The 20696-nt window shown below is 75.0% G+C and carries 19 protein-coding genes, 1 tRNA gene and 1 pseudogene; 8 read left to right on the top strand and 13 right to left on the bottom strand.

Annotation, left to right across the window (positions count from 1 at the left end):
* A partial coding sequence (locus BMY88_RS11995) for a helix-turn-helix domain-containing protein (protein WP_139220465.1) occupies nt 1-266 on the bottom strand: 266 nt, incomplete at its 3' end.
* 386 nt (nt 267-652) lie between these two features.
* Here BMY88_RS11995 and BMY88_RS11990 point away from each other — a divergent pair.
* Nucleotides 653-2629 (top strand): glycosyltransferase family 2 protein, encoded by a 1977-nt coding sequence (locus tag BMY88_RS11990; protein ID WP_244524623.1) that lies wholly within the window; start codon nt 653-655, stop codon nt 2627-2629.
* Nucleotides 2630-2693: 64 nt separating this feature from the next.
* Here BMY88_RS11990 and BMY88_RS11985 read toward each other — a convergent pair whose 3' ends face one another.
* Entirely contained in the window at nt 2694-3044 is a 351-nt protein-coding gene (locus BMY88_RS11985; RefSeq protein WP_139220464.1) for a hypothetical protein, read from the bottom strand.
* 97 nt (nt 3045-3141) lie between these two features.
* On the opposite strand from BMY88_RS11985, the gene BMY88_RS11980 reads away from it, so the two are divergent.
* From BMY88_RS11980 to BMY88_RS24435, 3 genes and pseudogenes are all read left to right on the top strand, one after another.
* Nucleotides 3142-3215 (top strand) — tRNA-Met (locus tag BMY88_RS11980).
* An 87-nt stretch (nt 3216-3302) separates the two neighbouring features.
* Complete coding sequence (locus BMY88_RS11975) at nt 3303-3593, top strand: GNAT family N-acetyltransferase (protein ID WP_091943363.1); 291 nt, start codon at nt 3303-3305, stop codon at nt 3591-3593.
* Nucleotides 3521-4099, top strand: a pseudogene (locus BMY88_RS24435) (DsbA family protein); the annotation flags it as partial. The gene BMY88_RS11975 and the pseudogene BMY88_RS24435, both read left to right, overlap by 73 nt.
* A 102-nt stretch (nt 4100-4201) precedes the next feature.
* On the opposite strand, the gene nhaA reads toward BMY88_RS24435, so the two are convergent.
* Nucleotides 4202-5584, bottom strand: coding sequence for a Na+/H+ antiporter NhaA (gene nhaA / locus BMY88_RS11965; RefSeq protein WP_091943361.1), 1383 nt, complete (start codon nt 5582-5584; stop codon nt 4202-4204).
* Nucleotides 5585-5588: 4 nt separating this feature from the next.
* Entirely contained in the window at nt 5589-6098 is a 510-nt protein-coding gene (locus BMY88_RS11960) for a VOC family protein (RefSeq protein WP_091943359.1), read from the bottom strand.
* 155 nt (nt 6099-6253) lie between these two features.
* On the opposite strand from BMY88_RS11960, the gene BMY88_RS11955 reads away from it, so the two are divergent.
* The gene (locus BMY88_RS11955; protein WP_244524622.1) at nt 6254-7534 is read left to right on the top strand and encodes a cytochrome P450; all 1281 of its coding nucleotides are present in this window, start codon (nt 6254-6256) and stop codon (nt 7532-7534) included.
* Nucleotides 7535-7667: 133 nt separating this feature from the next.
* Here the strand turns inward: BMY88_RS11955 and BMY88_RS11950 are convergent, their stop codons facing one another.
* Both BMY88_RS11950 and BMY88_RS11945 read right to left on the bottom strand, forming a co-directional pair.
* Nucleotides 7668-8825, bottom strand: coding sequence for a cystathionine gamma-synthase (locus BMY88_RS11950; RefSeq protein ID WP_091943357.1), 1158 nt, complete (start codon nt 8823-8825; stop codon nt 7668-7670).
* Nucleotides 8822-10228 carry a cystathionine beta-synthase gene (locus BMY88_RS11945; protein WP_091943355.1) on the bottom strand — a complete coding sequence of 469 codons (1407 nt, stop codon included), beginning with the start codon at nt 10226-10228 and terminating at the stop codon, nt 8822-8824. The genes BMY88_RS11950 and BMY88_RS11945 overlap by 4 nt, the downstream gene beginning before the upstream one ends.
* Nucleotides 10229-10305: 77 nt before the next feature.
* Here BMY88_RS11945 and BMY88_RS11940 point away from each other — a divergent pair, with 77 nt between their 5' ends.
* Nucleotides 10306-10842 (top strand): XdhC family protein, encoded by a 537-nt coding sequence (locus BMY88_RS11940; protein WP_091943353.1) that lies wholly within the window; start codon nt 10306-10308, stop codon nt 10840-10842.
* On the opposite strand, the gene hisN is transcribed toward BMY88_RS11940, so the two are convergent.
* On the bottom strand, nt 10833-11636 hold the full coding sequence (gene hisN, locus BMY88_RS11935; protein ID WP_091943351.1) for a histidinol-phosphatase: 804 nt from the start codon (nt 11634-11636) through the stop codon (nt 10833-10835). The genes BMY88_RS11940 and hisN overlap by 10 nt on opposite strands.
* A 43-nt stretch (nt 11637-11679) precedes the next feature.
* Between hisN and BMY88_RS11930 the strand changes: the two genes are divergently transcribed.
* The gene (locus tag BMY88_RS11930) at nt 11680-12216 is read left to right on the top strand and encodes a DUF2087 domain-containing protein (protein WP_091943350.1); all 537 of its coding nucleotides are present in this window, start codon (nt 11680-11682) and stop codon (nt 12214-12216) included.
* A 136-nt stretch (nt 12217-12352) separates the two neighbouring features.
* A complete protein-coding gene (locus tag BMY88_RS11925) occupies nt 12353-13147 on the top strand; it encodes a hypothetical protein (RefSeq protein ID WP_211435610.1) in 795 nt (264 codons plus the stop codon).
* Between the two features lie 99 nt (nt 13148-13246).
* Here the strand turns inward: BMY88_RS11925 and BMY88_RS11920 are convergent, their stop codons facing one another.
* The 6 genes from BMY88_RS11920 to aroA form a co-directional block, all read right to left on the bottom strand.
* Entirely contained in the window at nt 13247-14914 is a 1668-nt protein-coding gene (locus BMY88_RS11920) for a hypothetical protein (RefSeq protein ID WP_211435609.1), read from the bottom strand.
* A gap of 27 nt (nt 14915-14941) precedes the next feature.
* Nucleotides 14942-15661 carry a cysteine hydrolase family protein gene (locus BMY88_RS11915; protein ID WP_091943349.1) on the bottom strand — a complete coding sequence of 240 codons (720 nt, stop codon included), beginning with the start codon at nt 15659-15661 and terminating at the stop codon, nt 14942-14944.
* Nucleotides 15662-15685: 24 nt separating this feature from the next.
* Nucleotides 15686-17488: an allophanate hydrolase gene (atzF, locus tag BMY88_RS11910; RefSeq protein WP_091943348.1), complete on the bottom strand. Its 1803-nt coding sequence runs from the start codon at nt 17486-17488 to the stop codon at nt 15686-15688.
* A 70-nt stretch (nt 17489-17558) separates the two neighbouring features.
* Nucleotides 17559-18227: a GntR family transcriptional regulator gene (locus BMY88_RS11905; protein WP_091943347.1), complete on the bottom strand. Its 669-nt coding sequence runs from the start codon at nt 18225-18227 to the stop codon at nt 17559-17561.
* A 90-nt stretch (nt 18228-18317) separates the two neighbouring features.
* Nucleotides 18318-19367, bottom strand: coding sequence for a ribosome small subunit-dependent GTPase A (rsgA, locus tag BMY88_RS11900; RefSeq protein ID WP_170861077.1), 1050 nt, complete (start codon nt 19365-19367; stop codon nt 18318-18320).
* Nucleotides 19337-20605: a 3-phosphoshikimate 1-carboxyvinyltransferase gene (gene aroA, locus BMY88_RS11895; protein WP_091943345.1), complete on the bottom strand. Its 1269-nt coding sequence runs from the start codon at nt 20603-20605 to the stop codon at nt 19337-19339. The genes rsgA and aroA overlap by 31 nt, the downstream gene beginning before the upstream one ends.
* Between the last annotated feature and the right edge of the window lie 91 nt (nt 20606-20696).

Raw genomic sequence — 20696 nt, 5'->3', positions numbered from 1 at the left:
CCGATGGTGTCGGCGCCGGCGTCCAGTCCGGTGTCGCGCAGCTGCTTGCGTAGTTGCAGGACCAGCTCGATGGTCGCCGGTGGCGTGGCGCGCGGTGACTTGTGGGGCCGTCGGGAGCGCGGCGCGAAGGCGGCCTCACCCTCGGCTCGGTAGCGCTTGAGCAGCTCGTAGAGCCATGACCGGGAGACGCCATAGGCGGCGATGACCTCAGCCGCCGTCCGGCCCTCGACCTCGATCGCGGTGATGACCAGTCGGGCTTTGGACATGGCCGAGCCTCGACCGGCTGTCCGGGATGACCTGGGACATCAGTCCGGTATGTCTCGAGACATCTGTCCGGGATGTCTTGAGCCAGGACACCCCGCTACAACGACAGGGCCCCGGCACTCCACGAGTGCCGGGGCCCTGTGCTGTGTCCCGGAGCCACCCGGGGATGCGCCCAGGCGACGTCACCCTGCGCGGCAACGGGCCCACCGGAGGCGATGAGCCCGGCGTGCCGGAGATCGCGAGGCCGTCCGCGTCGGTGAGCGGCGCGACTCACCCGTCCGAGGGGCGGTGAGCCCGCAGGTCCTCAGTTCCTGGCGGGGATGTCGACGTAGGTGGTGATGACCACCGCCGGCTCTGCCGCGGCCCACTCCGAGGAACAGAGAACGACATGAGCGCTGCGCACACACCCTCGTCGCCGGGGGTGTCCATCGAGCGTCGGGAGAGCGGGCGCCTCTACGGCCGCACGGCCACCGACCTCAGCGGGGCGCTGCAGCCCGCGGGGCCGGTCGTCGAGTTCCGCGACGTGCTCACCCGAGGACAACGACGCCGGGTCCTGTGCGTCGGCGCCGCCCACGTCGTCGTCTCCCTGGCCCTCGCCGTGTACCTGCTGCTCCCGTCGAGCCTGCCGCAGCTCGGCGGGAACGCGGTGACCGACTCCCTCGCCGTCGGCGGGCTGGTGCTGATGGTCCTGCTGCAGCTCATCGCCGGTCTGCGTACCTGGACCATCGCCTTCCACGTCGGCCTGGCCCGGGACCCGATCCCGATGCGTCCGCGGACGGGGCTCCGGGTGGCCGTGCTGACCACGATCGTGCCCGGCAAGGAGCCCGTCGAGCTGGTCATGACGACGCTGCGGGCGATGAAGCGGATCCGGCACGACGGGCCGCTCGACGTGTGGCTGCTCGACGAGGGCGACGATCCCGAGGTCCGGCGCCGGTGCGAGGAGATGGGTGTCAAGCACTTCAGCCGCAAGGGACACCCGGAATGGAACCAGCCCCGGGGGCCGTACCGGGCCCGGACCAAGCACGGCAACCACAACAGCTGGCGTGCGGTCAACGAGCACCGGTACGACGTCGTCGCCCAGATGGACCCCGACCACGTGCCGTTCCCCAACTTCCTCGAGCGGACTCTGGGCTACTTCTCCGACGAGGACGTGGCCTTCGTGGTCGCGCCCCAGGTGTACGGCAACCTCGAGGAGTCGTTCGTCGCCCGGGGAGCGGCCGAACTTGCCTACCTCTTCCACGGTGTCATCCAGCGCGGCGGAAACGGCCACGAGGCGCCGCTGCTGATCGGCACCAACCACCTGTACCGCCCGGCTGCCTTCGCCCAGATCGGTGGCTACCAGGACTGCATCATCGAGGACCATCTGACCTCGATGGCCCTGTACACCGGTGTGAACGCCGCCACGGGAGGCAATTGGAAGGGCGTCTACACCCCCGACATCATCGCCGTCGGCGAGGGCCCGGCCACCTATTCGGACTTCTTCAGCCAGCAGAAGCGCTGGGCCTACGGCATCTGGCAGATCGCCCGGCAGCACTCGCCGACGATGTTCGGGCAGATGCGGTCCCCGGCGCAGCGGCTGTCGTTCTTCGCCCTGCAGACGCACTACCCGACGACGTCGATCGCGTGGGTCGGCGGCATCGCGCTCACGGCGCTGTACCTGGTGGGCGGCGTCTCGATCTCCGACCTGCCGCTGCTGCAGTGGGGTGTTCTGTTCAGCGCCAACATGGTGCTCGGCCTGGCCTTCACCTTCGCCATGCGCCGCTACAACCTCGTCGAGCACGAGCGCCGCTCCTGGGGGCTGGCCGGTATGGCGCTGGACCTGCTGACCGCTCCCGTCTACGTGGCGGCCGCCGTCGCGCAGCTCGCCGGGCGGCCGCTGGTCTACGTCGTCACCGCCAAGGGGAGTGCCGCGACGGGGGACACGTGGCGGACCTTCCGGCCGCACCTGCTCTGGGCAGCGGTCGCCCTGTTCTCCATCGCGGCCGGGCTGCTCCAGGACCACGACTACGCCACGCTGTACGTCTGGGCCACCGTGACCCTGGTCTGCTGCCTCGCGCCGCTGGTGCACGTCGGCGTGATGTGGCTGACCGCGACCGTGCCCGCCATGCTCCCGCGGGTCCGGCCGGTGATCGGTGCCCGACGCATCGGGCAGATCCTGGTCGCGCAGGGCGTGCTCACCGTCGGTCAGCTCCAGCAACTGCTGGACCTGCAGGCCACGAGCGACGGCGCGTGGACCCCCCTCGGCAGCCTCGCCGTCGAGCAGGGCATGGCGACCAGGGAGCAGGTCGCGGTTGCGCTCAGGCTGGGCACCGGCAGCCAGGAGCGGGTGAGAGAGCTCGCCGGGGCGTCAGCCGCGCTGCTGTAGCGCCGGTCGTGGGCGGGGTGCGCCGGTCGTGGGCGGGGTGCGCCGGCCGTTCCTGCGGGTCGGCTCAGGCCGGCGCGGGGCGCAGGGGCTCGACGGCCTGCCCGGGCCGGGCCCACGACCGCGGCCGGGGGAGGGACGGCGGGGGCGTGCGCACAGTGCGGTCGCCGTGCCGCGGCAGCCGCTGCGTGCGGGCGTCGCCGGTGGGCCGGGCCGGTGGCAGGGGCAGGCGGACGGTGTCCAGCTCGACCCACGCCGTCCGCTTGTAGCCGTCGACCAGCGCGGTCACCCGGAGCCGGCATGTCCCGTCGGCGTCGTGCCGCCAGCCCAGCAGGGCGCCGATGTGCCAGCGGTCGCGGTGGTGCACCTCGACCGGCTTGGGGCGGCCCAGCCAGGTCACCGTCGACTCCGCACCCACGTCGGCGACTCTAAGTGGCTGCACGGTCACCCGGAGGGAGGCGCGCTCGGCCCCCCGCGGGGGCCTCCGCCGCGGGTGTGTACAGTAGGAAATGCGACGCGGGGTGGAGCAGCTCGGTAGCTCGCTGGGCTCATAACCCAGAGGTCACAGGTTCGAATCCTGTCCCCGCTACTGGCACGAAGGCCCGGTCATCACGGTGACCGGGCCTTCGTCGTGTCCGGGGAACAGCGGTGTCGTCGCCCGACGTTGTGGCCGGGCATGGAGCCCACCGTGCAGGACGTCCCCGAGTCCTCCCGCTACGAGATCCGCGACGGCGAGCGCGTGCTCGGCCACGCCGCCTACCGCCGCGAGGGCGGGAACGTCGTGTTCACCCACACCGAGATCGACCCCGGCTCCGAGGGGACGGGCGTGGGCGGAAAGCTCGTCCGTGGCGCCCTGGACGACGTCCGCAGCCGCGGCGAGCGCGTCGTCGCCCAGTGCTCGTTCGTGCGGGGCTGGATCGGCAAGCACCCCGAGTACGGCGACCTGGTCGAGGGCGCGAGCGCGTGACCGCGCCGACCGAGCGCCGGGCCCGGCGGCAGCCCCGGGTCCACGCCGAGCACGTGCTGGGGGATCCGGCGGCACCGGTCACCGTGCTCGAGTACGGCGACTACGAGTGCCCCTACTGCGCCGCGGCGGCGCCGGTGCTGCGGCGACTGGTCGAGGAGTCCGGTGGCCGGGTGCGGCTGGTGTTCCGCAACTTCCCCCTGGCCGACCGCCACGCCTACGCCCTCACCGCGGCACTCGCCGCCGAGGCGGCCGGCGAGCAGGGCGCCTTCTGGCCGATGCACGACGCGCTCTTCGCCCGGCAGGACCGGCTGAGCGACGCCGCGCTGCACGGGTACGCCGAGGCGCTCGGGCTCGACGGCGACCGGGTGGTGGGAGCGGCCGCCCAGCCCTTCGGGGACAAGGTGGAGGCCGACTTCGCCGCCGGCCTGGCGATGGGCGTCGCGGGTACGCCGACCCTGTTCGTCGGCGGGCAGCGCTACGCCGGGCGGGTGGAGATCGCCGCGCTGCGCCGGGCGGTGGCCGCCGCGCCGGGCGTCGTCGCCGATCCGGCGCCCGCGCAGGAGGAGCTCAGCTGCACATGGCTGCCCGGGGCGGGCCCGGACGGCGGCTCAGGCGGGGACGCGGGGCTCCAGCCAGGGGCGCGGCGGCAGCGACGGTGGCCCCTCCGCCTCGGGCGTGCACAGCGGGAAGCGGTCGCCGAGGAACCGCAGCAGCGCGACGCCCAGGACGGCGGCGGCCAGCGAGCCGCCGAGGATGCCGATCATGGCCTGCTCGCGCAGGGCCGGGGCGTCGCGGAAGGCGAGATCGGCGATGAACAGCGAGATGGTGAAGCCGATGCCGGCCAGCGTCGCGCCGGCTCCCAGGTGTGACCAGCGGACCCCGCCCGGAAGGATGCCCAGGCCGGTGCGCAGGGCCACTGTGGCGCCGAGCGTGATGCCGACCGCGTTGCCCAGCAGCAGCGCGACCATGACGCCGATGGTGACCGGTGAGGTGAACGCCTCGCGCAGGGTGGCCGGATCCAGCGGGACCCCCGCGTTGGCCAGCCCGAACACCGGGACGACGGCGTAGGCCGTCCAGCGGTGCAGCCGGTGCTGCAGGCGGGCGTTGGCCGGCACGGTCGACGCGACGGCGAGGCTCGCCATCCGGGCCCGCTCGGCGTCCGGCTGCTCGCGCAGCGCCCGCCCGTAGGCGCTGGTGCGCTGCACCTCCTCCGACGTGGGTGGCCGGGAGGGCAGCAGCAGGCCGAGGACGACGCCGGCCAGCGTGGCGTGGATGCCCGACTCGTGGACCGCCAGCCACAGCGCCGTCCCGGCCGCGACGTAGGGCCACAGCCGCCAGACGCCGGCCCAGCGCAGCGCCAGCAGGGCGACGACGAGCGCCGCCGAGACCGCCAGGGCGGGCAGCACGAGGTCGTCGGAGTAGAAGAGCGCCATCACGGTGATGGCGCCGATGTCGTCGACGATCGCCAGCGTCAGCAGGAACAGGCGGAGCCGGTCGGGGCACCGCGGGCCGAACAGCGCGAGCACGCCGAGCACGAACGCGGTGTCGGTGGACATGACGATGCCCCACCCGCCGGCCGCCTCCCCGGAGGGGTTGAACGCCAGGTAGACCAGGGCCGGGACGACGAGGCCGCCCAGGGCGCCGAGCGCCGGGGCCGCCATCGAGCGGCGGTCCCGCAACTCCCCGGTGCTGACCTCGCGGGTGATCTCCAGGCCGACGACGAGGAAGAACAGCGCCATCGCGCCGTCGTTCACCCAGTGCCGCAGGTCCATCTGCAGGGTGAACTCGCCGACCCCGATCGACGCGGGGGTCGACCAGAACGTGTCGTAGGCGGCCGACCAGGGCGAGTTGGCCCAGGCCAGCGCGCAGAGCGTGGCGGCCAGCAGCAGTGCCGAGCCGCCGGCCTCGGTGCCGACGTAGAGCCGGGAGGACGGCGAGAGCGTCGGCAGGGTGACGCGGGTCGGGGGTCCGGGGCGGGGCGGCTGGCTCACCGGCTCAGAGAACCTGCTGGCCGTACATCTCGCCGAGCGGGTCGGCGATGAGCTCCAGGCGGGCCCGGTCGGGGTCGCGGAAGTACACCGAGACCCCGCTGTGCAGCTCGTGCGGGACGCCGGCCTGCTCGAGCCGCGCGACCAGCTCCCGCCACCGGTCCGGCGACACGCTGATCGCGACGTGGTGCAGGCCGCCCAGGACCTCGGCGTACGGGCCGAGGTCCAGGCCGGGGAAGTCGAAGAAGGCGATCAGGTTGGAGTTGCCGATGTCGAAGAAGAAGTGCGACGAGCCGGGGTAGTCGCGGTTCTCGATCAGCTCGGTGAGGGGGAAGCCGAGCACGTCCTGGTAGAAGCGGACGGTCCGCTCGACGTCGGAGCTGATCAGCGCGGTGTGGTGCAGGCCGCGCGCCGTCGAGGCGGGCCGCTCGCCCGCGGCGCGCAGGTGGGTGTCGCGGATGCGGGCCCGCTCCGCCTCGGCAGTGGCGGGATCCGGCCGGGGGTCGGTGATGCTCATGACGGCGATCCTCCCGCGTCGGGGCCTGGTGGGACGCCCGGACAACCCCGGCGACCGGCGATGGCTTCCCGCCGTCGGCCGGCCGTGCCGAGGGTTGACTCCCCTTGTGACCTGGACCACCGTGGGCGGAGCCGCGCTCCGTCCCGGGAGGTCCCGTGTCCGCCATCGTCGTCCCGCCCGGGCTGGGTCTCCGCGCCGTCGATCTCTCCGACCGGGCGTTCTGGGCCAACCCGCCGGAGGTGAAGCACGCGGTCCTCGACCTGCTGCGGGCCGAGGCGCCGTTCGCGTTCTTCGCCGAGCCGGAGATCCCGCACCTGCCGGTGGGCCCGGGCTACCACGCGGTCACCAGGTACGCCGACGTGGCGGCGATCAGCAGCCGCCCCGACCTGTTCTCCTCGGCCGCCGGTGCGGTGTCGATCCAGGACGTGCCGCCGGAGCTCAACGAGTTCTTCGGCTCGCTGATCAGCATGGACGACCCGCGGCACGCGAAGATCCGCCGGATCGTGGCCCAGGCGTTCACCCCCCGGATGATGGAGGGCCTCGTCGGCTCGGTGCAGCTGGTCGCCGAGGACGTCGTGGCCCGGGCCCGCCGCACCGCCGCCGAGGGCGACGGCACGATCGACGTCGTCGCGGACCTCGCCGCCCCGATCCCGCTGCGGGTGATCTGCGACCTGATGGGCGTGCCCGAGGACGACCGGGCGATGGTGCTGCAGCAGTCGAACGTCGTCCTCTCCGGTGGCGATCCGGAGCTCATCGAGGACGAGGAGTACGCCGTCGCGGCCTTCCTCCGGGCCGGCGAGCTGCTCGCCGGGCTGATGACGCGGATGGCCGTCGAACGCCGCGCCCGGCCGGCGGAGGACCTGACGACGGCGCTGGTGCACGCCGAGGTCGACGGCGAGCGGCTCACCGACCAGGAGATCGCCAGCTTCTTCATCCTGCTGCTCGTGGCCGGCAACGAGACGACCCGCAACGCCATCTCCCAGGGCGTGCTGGCGCTGGCCGAGCACCCCGACCAGCGGGACCGCTGGGCGGCCGACCCGGGGCTCACCCGCACCGCCGTGGAGGAGATCGTGCGGTGGGTCAGCCCGGTCACGTGGATGCGGCGGACGGCGACGCGGGACGTCGAGGTGTCCGGGCAGGCGTTCCCGGCCGGCAGCAAGTTCCTGCTCTTCTTCGCGGCGGCCAACCGGGACCCGGCGGTCTTCGCCGACCCGCACCGCTTCGACCTGGCCCGCGACCCCAACCCGCACGTCGGGTTCGGCTCCCGGGGCCCGCACTTCTGCCTCGGCGCCCACCTGGCCCGCCGGGAGATCGCGGTCGCGTTCCGCACCTTCGCCGACCTCCTGCCCGACCTCGAGGTGACGGGCCCGCCGAGCCGGCTGCAGTCCTCCTTCGTCAACGGCCTCAAGCGGCTGCCGGCGCGGCTGACGGGCTGACCCTGCGCAATTCCGCGCTTCTGCCCGGCGCAGAAGTGCGGAGTTGCCCCGGGGCGGAAGTGCGGAGTTGCCCCGGGGCGGAAGTGCGGAGTTGCCCCGGGGCGGAAGTGCGGAGTTGCCCCGGGGCGCGGGGTCAGGAGAGGGCGCGCTCCAGGTCGGCCAGCAGGTCCTCGACGTCCTCGATGCCGACGGAGAGCCGGACCAGGTCGGCCGGCACCTCCAGCGGCGAGCCCGCGGCGCTGGCGTGGGTCATCCGCGCCGGGTGCTCGATCAGCGACTCCACGCCGCCGAGGGACTCGGCGAGGGTGAACAGCTCCGTGCGCTCGCAGACCCGCAGCGCCGCCTCCTCGCCGCCGGCGAGCCGGAACGACACCATCCCGCCGAAACCGGACATCTGCCGCGCGGCCACGGCGTGCCCCGGGTGGTCGGGCAGGCCCGGGTAGAGGACGGCGGAGACCTCCGCCCGCGACGTCAGGAACTCCACGACCCGCTCGGCGTTGGCGCAGTGCCGGTCCATGCGCACGCCCAGCGTCTTGATCCCGCGCTGGACGAGCCAGGCGTCGAACGGGCCGTTGACTGCGCCCATGGCGTTCTGGTGGAAGGCCAGCTGCTCGCCGAGGTCGGCGTCGGCGACGACGAGGGCGCCCCCGACCACGTCGGAGTGCCCGCCGAGGTACTTCGTCGTCGAGTGGACGACGATGTCGGCGCCGAGGGGCAGCGGCCGCTGCAGGTAGGGCGAGGCGAAGGTGTTGTCGACGACCAGCAGCGCCCCGGCCGCGTGCGCGATCTCCGCCAGCCCGGCGATGTCGGCGATGTTGAGCAGCGGGTTGGTCGGCGTCTCGCACCAGAGGACGGCGGTGGTGTCGCGCATCGCGTCCCGGACGGCGCCGAGGTCGCCGAGGTCGACCGGGGTGTGCTCGACGCCCCAGCGAGCGGCCACCTTCGACAGCAGCCGGAAGGTGCCGCCGTAGGCGTCGCCGGCCAGGACGACATGGGAGCCGGGGGAGCAGACGGTCCGCAGCAGGGTGTCCTCGGCGGCCAGGCCGGAGGCGAAGGCCAGCCCGGTCGCGCCCTCCTCGAGCGCGGCGAGGGACTCCTGCAGCGCCGTCCGGGTGGGGTTGGCGCTGCGGCTGTACTCGTAGCCGCCGCGCAGGCCGCCGACGCCGTCCTGCTTGTACGTCGTCGTCAGGTGCAGCGGGGGGACCACCGCGCCCGTGGCCGGGTCCGGGTCCTGCCCGGCGTGGATGGCGCGGGTGCTGAACCCGTGCGCGGGCCCCTGGTCGCCGGTCATGCGTCGACCGTGGGCGCGGCGCCGGACGGGATGCCGGCGAGGTGACCCAGCACGTCCTGGCGGGTGACCACGCCGGCGGGCTTGCCGTCGACGTGCACGAGCAGGGCGTCGGCGGAGCCGAGGGCGGCCACGGCGGCGCCGACCGGCTCGCCGGAGCCGATGATCGGCAGCGGCGCGGACATGTGCGTCTCCACCCGGTCGGCGAGGCTGGCGCGGCCGGCGAACAGCGCGTCGAGCAGCACCTTCTCGTCGACGGAGCCGACGACCTCGCCCGCGGTCACCGGCGGCTCGGCGCGGACCACCGGCAGCTGGCTGACGCCGTACTCGCGCAGGATGTCGATCGCGTCGCGCACGGTCTCCTTCGGGTGGGTGTGCACCAGCGTCGGCGTCGCGCCGGACTTGGTGTGCAGGAGCTCGCCGACGGTCTCCCCGGCGGTGGAGTCCAGGAACCCGTAGTCGGCCATCCACGCGTCGTTGAAGATCTTGTTCAGGTAGCCGCGGCCACCGTCGGGGAGGAGCACCACCACGACGTCGTCCTTGGTCAGGTGCTCCGCGGCCTGCAGCGCGGCGACCACCGCCATCCCGCAGGAGCCGCCGACCAGCAGCCCCTCCTCCCGGGCCAGCCGCCGGGTCATGGCGAAGGAGTCGCCGTCGGAGACGGGGATGATCTCGTCGGCGATCTCGCGGTCGTAGGTCGAGGGCCAGAAGTCCTCGCCGACGCCCTCGACGAGGTAGGGCCGGCCGGTGCCGCCGGAGTACACCGAGCCCTCGGGGTCGGCACCGACCACGCGGACGCGACCGCCGGAGACCTCCTTGAGGTAGCGCCCGATGCCGCTGATCGTCCCGCCGGTGCCCATGCCGGTGACGAACGTGGTGACCCGGCCGTCGGTCTGCGTCCAGATCTCGGGGCCGGTCGTCTCGTAGTGCGACTGCGGGTTCGCCGGGTTGGAGTACTGGTCGGGCTTCCAGCCGCCGGGGGTCTCGCGGGCCAGCCGGTCGGAGACCGAGTAGTAGGACCGCGGGTCGTCGGGGTCGACGGCGGTGGGGCAGACGACGACCTCGGCGCCGTAGGCCTTGAGCACGTTGATCTTCTCCTGGCCCACCTTGTCGGGGCAGATGAAGACGCACTTGTAGCCGCGCTGCTGGGCGACCAGGGCCAGCCCGATGCCCGTGTTTCCGCTGGTCGGCTCGACGATGGTGCCCCCGGGGCGGAGCGCGCCGCTGGCCTCCGCGGCGTCCACCATGCGGACGGCGATGCGGTCCTTCACCGACCCGCCGGGGTTGAGGTACTCGACCTTCGCGAGGACCAGCGGGGCGTCGGGGCCCAGGTCCCGGGTCACCGACCGGAGCCGGACCAGGGGGGTGTCACCGACCAGGTCGACGACGGACTCGGCGTACTGCACGGGGGACCTCCTCGTCGATGCCGACGGCCGGCACCGGGTCCATCCCACCAGAGCGGGCGCGCGGGGAGGATGTCGGTATGACCGATCCCGTTCCGAACCGGAGCGCGGCGCACGGCGACCCGGCGCGGGGCGCCGCGGACCGGGTGCTCGTGGCCGTCTTCGCCTCGCCGGTGGCCGAGGTGCTGCTGCGCTGGGCACCCGAGCTGGGCTACCGCACGGTCCTGCTGGACCCGGACGCCGGGCGGCCGGCCGGCGCCCGCGCCTTCGCCGAGGTGGGCCTCGACGACGCCCTCGACCTGGCCGCCGCCGACGTCGTCGTCACCGACCACCACCGCCCCGAGCTGGGGGAGGTGCTGCGCGACGCGCTGGCGCGGCCGGTGCGCTGGGTCGGCGTGCTGGGAAATCCGCGGCACGAGGGCCCGCACGTGGCCGCGCTGACGGCGCTGGGGGTGCCGGCGGCCGACATCGCCCGGGTGCACCGGCCGATCGGGCTGGACATCGGGTCGAAGGCGCCCGCGGAGATCGCCCTGAGCACGCTGGCCGGGCTCCTGGCCGACCGCAACGGCCGGTCCGGCGGCACGGCGCACGGCCGCGCCGCCGCGGCTCAGGCCTGAGCGGGCGGCTTCAGGTAGGACAGGGCGGCCTCGTGCAGGTGGCCGTTGGTGGCCAGCGCGCTGCCCCCCGACGGTCCCGGCGCGCCGGTGACGTCGGTGAAGGTGCCGCCGGCCTCGCGCACGATCACGTCGAGGGCGGCGAGGTCCCACACCGATACCTCGGGCTCGCAGGCGACGTCCACCGCGCCCTCGGCGAGCAGCACGTAGCTCCAGAAGTCGCCGTAGGCGCGGGTCCGCCACACGCCGCGGGTGAGGTCGAGGAAGCCGTCGAGCAGGCCCCGCTCCTCCCAGCCCGACAGCGAGGAGTAGCTCAGGCTCGCGTCGGACAGGTCGCGGACGCCCGACACGCGGCACCGGGTCGCCGACTCCAGCCGCCGTCCGGTCCAGGCGCCCACGCCCTTGGCCGCCCACCAGCGCCGGTGCAGTGCCGGCGCCGACACGAGGCCGACCACCGGCTCGTCGCCGTCGAACAGCGCGATGAGCGTGGCCCAGACCGGCACGCCGCGGACGAAGTTCTTCGTGCCGTCGATGGGGTCCAGCACCCAGCGCCGCGGTCCGTGCCCCGTCGTCCCCATCTCCTCGCCGAGGACGGCGTCGCGGGTCCGGGCCCGCGCCAGGGTGATCCGCAGCTGCTCCTCGACGGCGCGATCGGCGTCGGTGACCGGCGTCAGGTCGGGCTTGGTGTCGACCTGGAGGTCCTGCGCGCGGAAGCGGTCCATGCTGATGGAGTCGGCCTGATCGGCCAGTACGTGCGCCAGGTGCATGTCCCCGGTGTGGTCGCGGCCCGACGTCATGGACACCGAACCTAGTGGGCGGCGGCTGGCTACCGTCGCAGGCGTGGACGCAGGGACGATCGCGGGGCTGCTGGCCGACCCCGCGCGCCTGCGCGTCGTGGCGGCCCTGGCCCTCGGCGCGGGCACGATCGAGGAGGTCGCGCAGGCCTCCGGGCTATCGCTGAAGGACGTCGCGCTGGCCGCCCGCCGGCTGGCCCGCGCGGGGCTGGTGCGCCGTGACCGGCACGCGCTGGAACTGCTGACCGACCGGTTCGGCGAGGCCGCCCGCGCTGCCGCGGCCGCCGCGCCGCGTCCCGAGCCGCTGTCGGAGGACCCGGCGGAGGACGCCGTCCTCTCGGCGTTCGTCCGCGACGGCCGGCTGGTGTCGATCCCCGCGCAGGCGACCAAGCGGCGGGTGGTCCTCGAGCACCTGGTGCGGGTGTTCGACGCCGGCGTCCGCTATCCCGAGCGCGAGGTCAACGCGCTGCTGGCGGTCTGGCACCCCGACACCGCGGCGCTGCGGCGGTACCTGGTCGACGAGGGCCTGCTGACCCGGGAGTCGGGCGTGTACTGGCGCAGCGGCGGCTGGGTCGACGTGTAGCCGGGCCCGTCCGCCGCGCCGGCTCGCCCGGATGCGCTTCGCGACGGTCATCCGCGGGCGCGTGGCCGCCGTCGTGCGCATCCGGGCGCACCGGAACCCGCTGGCCGCTGCGGTCGGGTGCGTCCACACTCGGCCGGTGCCCGACGCCGACGACTTCCGCGCGCTCGCCCGGTCCTCGCCGTGGCGGTTCACCACGGTGCGGTTCACCTCGCGCCGGGGGCCGTCCGGCGATGCGGTCCGGGCCTGGCTGCGCCGGCCCGACGCGCTCCGGGTGGAGACGATCGACGGCGCGCTGCTCGGCGTCGTGCACGGGCGCTCGCACACCACCAGCGTCGTCCTCGGCGCCGGGCCGGGGGACCCGCCGCCCGAGGCGCCTCCGCCCGTCCTGCGGGTCGACGGGCTGGTCGCCGTCCGCCCGTGGGACGCCGATCGGGCCGACGACCCGATGTGGCAGGACTACCGCTGGGTGGCGATGCTCGACCCGGTCGAGCTCGCCGACGGCCAGGCCCGGGACGGCGACACCGGCGAGCCCGCCGGGCCGCCGCTGACCATCGGGACCGTGCGAGAGGTCGACCACGGCGGCCGGCCGGCGTGGGAGGCCGTCGTCGCGACGACCGACACCTACGACCCGTGCTGCTCCTGCTGCCCGCTCCTGCACGACGCGGGCATCGACCGGCTGGAGTGGGACGACGCGGGCGAGCGGTTCGCCGGCAGCCGGTACCCGAGCGCGACCCGGGTCCGGCTCGACGTCGGCACGGGAGTCTGCGTGCTCACCGAGGCGCTCGACGGCACCTGGGCCGGCGACGGGCACGAGGTGCTGATCGAGGCCGTGGACGAGCCGATGGACGACGACCTGTTCGTCGAGCCGCCGCGAGCCCCGAGCGCGCCGCGGTGGGGCTACAGCCCCGCCCCGGGCCCCGGCCGGGCGTGACCCGGCCCCGCGCCGGGTCCTGCCCCTCGCCCCGCCGGGCGTGACCCGGCGCCGGGACCCCCACCGGCGGGTGGGCGTCCCGGCGCCGGGCCGCGGAGGTCAGGCCGGGTCGGCGACGGCGCCGGCGGTCGGGCGGGGGGCCGGCACCTCCGGCGTCCCGACCGGCTCGGCGTCGGCGGCCGGCGGGGTGGCGGCCTCCTCGGCGTGCAGGGCGGGACCGTCGGTGCCCACCGGCCCGGCCGGCTCGCCGCGGCGCAGCAGGCCGTAGCCGAGGCAGACGACCCCGAGCAGCAGGTACCCGAGGGCGACCTCCGGCGCGGCGGCCCACGCCACCTCGGGGGCGTGCACCAGCCCGATGAAGGAGAGCGCCGCGCCCACCCCGGCCGCGACGGCGGCCGCCACGAAGCGCTTGTCGATGACGAAGGTGACGATCGCGCCCAGCACCAGCCCGGCCAGGACGGCCCCCTGCCCGAGCGTGTTCAGCCCGTCGTAGACCACGCCGGCACCGTTCAGCGCGTCCGAGCCGACCTCGGCGGCGCTCGTCCCCGCGGCGGCCAGGGAGTTGTCGATGAGCCCGGCCGCCCACGAGGCCATGTTGGGCAGGATGGCGATCACCACCGCGGCCGCGTGGATCCGCGGCACCGCCTGGAACGCCTGCGCCCCGATGAGCAGCCCGATGTAGAGCAGGATCGGCACGATCGCCGGCAGCGGGAGCAGCGCCGAGAGCAGGCCGAACAACCCGAGGAAGCAGAGCACGGCGATGAACACGCCGCTGGCCATCGAGTAGCCGGCGCGCCCGCCGGCGTCCTTCCAGCCGGGGTGCCCGATGTAGACCGCGGGCGGGAACGGCGAGCCCAGCGCCGAGCCGACCACCGCGCCGGCGCCGTCGGCCAGCAGCACGCTGCGGAGGTTGTAGTCGTCCCCGGCCGCGGCGGCGCTCTCCACGTTGCTCATGGCCTCGGTGAAGTTGTAGACGCCGAGCGGGATCGCGGTGGCCAGGAGCGGGGCGAGGTCGGCCAGCCCGTCCAGGAGCATGTCGATCCGCATGTCCGGCAGCGCGAACGCGACGTCCTTGGCCGCCGCGGACACGTCGGGCACCGACATCGCCCCGCCGATCCAGCCGATCGCCGTCCCCACCAGGAGCGCCGCCAGGCCGACCGGCACGTTGCCGGGGAGCCGGACGTCGGTGAAGAACCCGATCAGGATGATCGCCAGCACCGGCAGGCCGATCCACGCGTACTCCCACATCTGCGCGGCCGGCCGCATGGCGATGAAGGTCAGCGAGATGCCCGCCAGGGTGCCCAGCATCGCCGCGCGCGGGGTGACCCGCCGGATGTAAGGGCCGACGAAGGCGCCGATGAGCACGATGACGCCGATGACGAACGCCCAGGCCAGGCCCGCCTCCCAGGCCCGCAGGTAGTCGCCGGTCTCCAGGTAGATCGGCAGCATGATCACGAAGACGACGATGAACATGTGCGGCACCGACGGGCCGTAGGGCAGCGCGGTGACGTCGGTGCGGTTCTCGCGGCGGGCCAGCCGCCGGGCCAGGTACGTGTAGTAGACGTTCCCCGCGACCAGCGCGACGCCCAGGGCGGGCAGGACCGTTCCGAGCACGTCGCCGGCCGGTACGCCGACGACGGCGATCATCAGGCCGGTCAGGGTCAGGACGTTGACCAGGATGTTGAACGCCAGTCCGAAGAAGGCGTTGGTGTCCCCACGGGTCCACCAGGCGATGCCACCCCTCGGGGCGGCCGTGCTGCTGCTCATGACAGGGCTCCTCGGTGGGTGCGGGGATCAGGCGGAGGTGGGGGCGGGAACGGGGGAGAGCGCGGCGCGGACGGCGGCGGAGTCGGCGACCCAGCCGAAGATCCCGCCCTGCGCGCTGACCATCTGCAGGCCGACGCGGTGGAACTCGGGGAAGTAGGAGCCGACGCAGTCGGCGACGACGAGGCAGTCGTAGCCCCGGTCGTTGGCCTCGCGGACGGTGGTGTGCACGCACACCTCGGTCGTGACGCCGGTGACCAGCAGGTGCGTGACGCCGGCGGCGCGGAGCAGGTCGCCCAGCCCGGTGGCGTAGAAGGCGCCCTTGCCGGGCTTGTCGATCACCGGCTCCCCGGGGAGCGGAGCGAGCTCGTCGACGATGTCGTGGCCGAACTCGCCGCGGACCAGGATCCGGCCGTAGGGGCCCGGGTCGCCGATCCGCGTGCTCGGGGCGCCGCGGCGCAGCTTCGCGGGCGGGCAGTCCGACAGGTCGGGGAGGTGGCCCTCGCGGGTGTGCACGACGAGCAGCCCTGCGGCGCGGGCGCCGGCGAGCAGCTCGGTCAGCGGCGGGACCACGCGCTGCAGCTGCGTGACGTCGTTGCCCAGGCTCTCGCCGAAGCCGCCGGGCAGGAGGAAGTCCCGCTGCATGTCGATGACCAGCAGGGCCACCCTCCCCTCGGGGAGCGGGAACGGGCCGGGCTCGGCGGGGACGGTGCGCGGTGGGCTCTCGGGGGTGGTGGGGAGGGAATCCATGGCGGTGGCTCCTGGGCGGCGGGATCAGCGGGCGGGCAGGGCGAGCTCGGGGCGGGAGCGGGCGAGGTGGGCGCGCCACCCGCCCGCGGCGGTGATGTCGGTGACGGTCCGGCCGGCGGCGCCCGTCGCGAGCGCGCCGTCGGCGACCAGGCCGGGCACGGTGCGCCCGTCGGCGAGCGGGACGCGGCCGAGGGCGAGGACGTCGGGGAGGCCGGCGAGGAACCCGGGGAGCTCGGCCACGGGCAGCCGCCACACCTCGACCTCGATGGCCGCGCCGGACCCGTCGGCGGTCCGGACCAGCGCCGGCACCGGCGGGTCGCCGTCCGCGCGGAGCAGCCGGTGGTCGGCGGTGGTCGTGGTGCGGGCGAGCAGCTCGCCGCCGCGGTCGGTCAGCTCGCCGTTGCGGGGCTGGCCGGCCAGGTGGTGGCCCACCACCGCGATGTCGGTGGATCCCGGGGGCGCCGCAGCCGCCGGGGTAACTGCTTCGCCCAGCAGCCGCGCGGCGACGTCGAGCACGACGTCGTCCGCGCCGGCCGGGCCCAGCACCATGAGGCTGCAGGGCCGGCCGTCCTCGGTGAGCCCCGCCGGCACCGCCACGGCGCACAGGTCGAGCAGGTTGCCGCAGTGGGTGTAGGTGCCCAGGGCGGTGTTGGTCCCGATCGGGTCCGCCAGCACCTCGGCGACGGTGAAGGTGGTCGGGATGGTCGGGAGGACGACGACGTCGACCTCGGCCCACAGCCGGTCGACCTCCGCGCGGAGCTCCGCCAGCCGGTACTGCGCGCGGAACACGTCGACGGCGGAGTACGCGGCCCCGCCCTCGATGATCCCCGCGACCACCGGGTGCACCGCGTCCCGGTCGGTGGCCAGGAAGTCGGCGAACTGCAGCAGCCGCTCGGCCACCCACGGCCCCTGGTAGAGCAGCTCGCCGGCGCGGAGGAAGGGTGCCAGCGGCACCTCCGACACCGGTCCGACCGACGGCAGGGCCGCCCGGGCCGCCAGGTGCGCGCGCCGCATCGGCTCGTCGCCGAGGAACTCCAGATCCCCGGCCGGGGGCAGCCCGATCCGCGGGGCGGGGACCGACCGGCGCTGCCGGCGCCGCGACCACGGGTCGGCGGGGTCGACCGCGGCGACGACGTCGAGCAGGCTGCGCAGGTCCGCCACGGACCTCGCCATCAGGCTGACGCAGTCCAGCGACCGGCAGGCCGGGACGAGGCCGACCGTGCTGATCAGCCCGCGGGTCGGCTTGAGGCCCAGGATCCCGTTGAGGGCGGCCGGGACGCGGCCCGAGCCGGCGGTGTCGGTGGCGAGGGCGACGGGGACCACCCCGGTGGCCACGGCGACGGCGGATCCGGAGCTGGATCCGCCGGGGATCAGCCCGCGGCCGAAGACGTTCGCCGGGACGCCGTACGGGCTGCGGGTGCCGTTGAGGCCCGTCGCGAACTGGTCGAGGTTGGTCTTGCCGACGAGCACGGCACCGGCCTCGAGCAGCTGCGCGACGGCGGGGGCGGTGGTCCCGGGGACGTAGGCGTACGCCGGGCAGGCGGCGGTGGTGGGCAGGCCGGCGACGTCCAGCGTGTCCTTCACGGCGAACGGCACGCCGAACAGGGGCAGCCGGTCGAGGTCCGGCACCGACTCCAGGTGCGCCGCCCGCGCGAGCAGCCCGTCCCGCCCGACCGTCGTGATCCAGACGCCATCGTCGCCACGCCGCGCGAGGTCGTCGGCGACCTCCGCCGCGATCCTTCGGGGCGTCGTGGTCCCCTCGCGGAGGGCGGTCAGGAGGGTGGAGAGGGAGGGCCCGGCGGAGGGCCCCGGCGGCGCGTCGACCATGCCGTCGATTGTTGACAATCGCTGGTTACGGCTGCGCGGCCTGTGCTGTTACGAGTGTGTGGCCGCCCCCTCACAGGGGCAGGTAGGCCAGCTCCCCGTGCCGGTCGAGGGCGTCGAGCACGGTCTCCGGCTCGTCGGACTCCAGCGCTTCGAGGATCGCCGCGTGCCGGGCCAGGCCCTGGTCGGGGGTGTGCAGCTCGGCCTCCTTCCGCAGGTTGACCGCCATCGGCAGCTGCAGCTTCAGCAGGATCGGCGCGAGGGTCAGCTCCAGCTGGCGGTTGCCGGCCAGCCCGACGACGGCGGCGTGGAACGCCCGATGGGCGTCGTCCTTGGCCAGCTGGTCGCCGCGCTCCTCCGCCGCGCGCATGGCGACCAGTCGCGCCCGGACCGGGGAGAGCGGATCGCCGTCCTCGGACGCCAGCGGCAGCGCGCTCAGCACCGCGTGCCGCTCCAGCACGTGCCGGATCTCGAACAGCTGCCGGATGTCGGTCGGCGACCAGTCGCACACCCGGGCGCCGCGACGGGGGAGGTGCTCCACCAGCCCCTGCTCCGCGAGCAGCCGCAGCGCCTCCCGCAGCGGCCCGCGGCTGATGCCGTACCGGCGGCAGAGCTGCTCCTCGACGACGCGCGCCCCGGGTGGGAGCGCGCCGGAGAGGATCTCCGCCCGCAGCCGCTGGGTCGTCAGCTCGACGAGGCTCGGCTGCTCGAGGGCCTGCTGGTCGAGGGCGTCTGCGGCCACCACGCGGTCCTCCCTCTGGCGTGCCGGACCGGCTGCCTCGGCACGAGTCTAGGAAGCGGCGCTCCCTGCCCGGGCCGGCAGGCGCTCGGCTCAGTAGCCGGGGCCGACCTGACCGACGGCGCCGAGGAGCACCCGCACCGCCCGCAGCTGGTCGGCCCGGCCGGCCGGGTCGGCGGCGGCCCACGCGTCGAGGGCGCAGTCGGGGTCCTCGCCGGTGTGCCCGCAGCCGGGCGGGCACTCCTCGGCGGCCTCGGCGATCTCGTCGAACGCCGTCAGGACGTCGCCGGCGGTGACGTGGGCGAGCCCGAACGATCGGATGCCGGGGGTGTCGATGACCTCGCCCGCGCCGTCGGGCAGGTCCAGCAGCACGGCCGACGACGACGTGTGCCGGCCCTTGCCGATCTTGCTCACGTCGCCGATGGCCCGGAACGCGTCGGGCACGAGGCGGTTCACCAGGGTCGACTTGCCGACCCCGGACTGCCCGACGAGCACGCTCATCCGGCCGGCGAGCCGCGCCATCAGGTCCTCCAGCGGCGCCTCCCGCGACATCGGCACCGCGTCGATGTCGAGTCCGGCGTAGCGGTCCAGCAGCGGCTGGGCGCTGGCGAGGTCGGTCTTGGTGAGGCACAGCAGCGGCTCGAGCCCGCCGGCGTAGGCGGCGACCAGGCACCGGTCCAGGAAGCCCAGCGCCGGCTCGGGGTCGGCGACCGAGGTGACGATCACGAGCAGGTCGGCGTTGGCGACGACGACCCGCTCGGTGGGATCGGTGTCGTCGGCGGTGCGCCGCAGGGACGTGGCCCGCTGCTCGATCACGACGATGCGGGCCAGCGTGTCGGGCCGGCCGGTCGTGTCGCCGACGATCCGCACCCGGTCGCCCACGACGACGCCGTGCCGGCCGAGCTCGCGCGCCCGCATGGTGGTGACCTCGACCGGGGCGCCGTCGCTGCTCTCGACGCGCACCGTCATCCGCCCCCGGTCGACGGCGATCACGAGCCCGGGCACGGCGTCCCCGTGCGACGGGCGGGTGCGGGTGCGCGGCCGCGAGCCGTGCTTGCCGGGCCGCTGCCGGACGTCGTCCTCGTCCGACCGGCTGTCCAGCCGGCGCCCGCTCAGGACGGGCTCCCCAGCATCGCGGCCCACCGCTCCCGGAAGTCCGGCAGCGTCTTGGTCACCGCGCCCGCCCCGGTGACGCGCACGCCGTCGATCGCCAGCCCCAGGACCGCGGCGGCGTGCACCATGCGGTGGTCGGCGTAGGAGTCGAGCACCGCAGGCCGGGGTGGACCCGGCTCGATCACCAGCCCGTCGGGCAGCTGCCGCACCCGGGCGCCGACCGCGGTGAGCACCTCCTCGAGTGCCTGCAGCCGGTCGGTCTCGTGGCCGCGCAGGTGGCCGATGCCGGTCAGCTCCGACCGGCCGTCGGCCAGGGCGCACAGCGCGGCCAGCACCGGGGTCAGCTCGCCCACCTCGCCGAGGTCGGCGACCAGCGGGGCGATCGACCCGGTGCCGGTGACGGTCAGTCCGGCCGCGGTGCGCTCGACGGCGGCCCCCATCGCGGCGAACAGCCGGTCGAGCTGCGCTCCGGGCTGCGTGGTGACCGCGGGCCAGTCCGGCACGGTCACCCGCCCGCCGGTGACCAGGGCGGCGGCGAGGAAGGGCGCGGCGTTGGACAGGTCCGGCTCGATCGTGCGGTCCAGCGCGCGGATCGGGCCGGGGGACACCCGCCAGCCGCGGTCGGTGGCCGTCACGTCGACGCCGTGCTCGCGCAGCGTCGTCACGGTCATCTCGACGTGCGGCATCGACGGCAGCCCGCCGGTCAGCTCGAGGTCGGCCCCGGCGTCGAAGCGCGCCGCAGCGAGCAGCAGCCCCGACAGCACCTGGCTGGAGTCGCTGGCGTCGACGACGGCGTGCCCGCCGGGCACCCGCCCGGTACCCCGGACGGTGAACGGGACCGAGCCGCGGCCGGTGTCCGGGATGTCGACGCCGAGGTCGCGGAGACCGTTCAGCAGCCCCGCGTTGGGGCGCTCGCGCATCCGCGCGTCGCCGTCGAAGGTGACCTCCCCGGTGGCCAGCGCCGCCACCGGGGGCAGGAAGCGCAGCACGGTGCCGGCCAGCCCGACGTCCACGTGCGCGGGTCCCCGCAGGGGCGCGGGCGACACGAGCAGGTCGTCGTCCTCGGGATCGATCGCCACGCCGAGGGCGCGCAGCCCGGCCGCCATCAGGTCGGTGTCGCGGGCCCGGAGGGGGCGCACCAGCCGGCTCGGGCCGTCGGCGATCGCGGCCAGCACCAGCGCCCGGGCGGTGATCGACTTCGATCCGGGCAGCGGGACGACCGCGTCGACGGGGGAGGGCGCGTGCGGCGCCGGCCAGGCCTCGGTCACGCCGTCAGTCTGCCCGGTCGCCGCACGCGACCTCCCTCATAGGCCCCGGTGCAGGGGCCCGCCGCGAGCTTGCGAATGGTGGGGGGCAGCG

The sequence above is a fragment of the Trujillonella endophytica genome, from assembly GCF_900110555.1.
In the GTDB taxonomy this organism is placed as follows: domain Bacteria; phylum Actinomycetota; class Actinomycetes; order Mycobacteriales; family Geodermatophilaceae; genus Trujillonella; species Trujillonella endophytica.
Note: the sequence above shows the minus strand (reverse complement) of the source record. Positions and strands in the feature narration are given on the sequence as shown.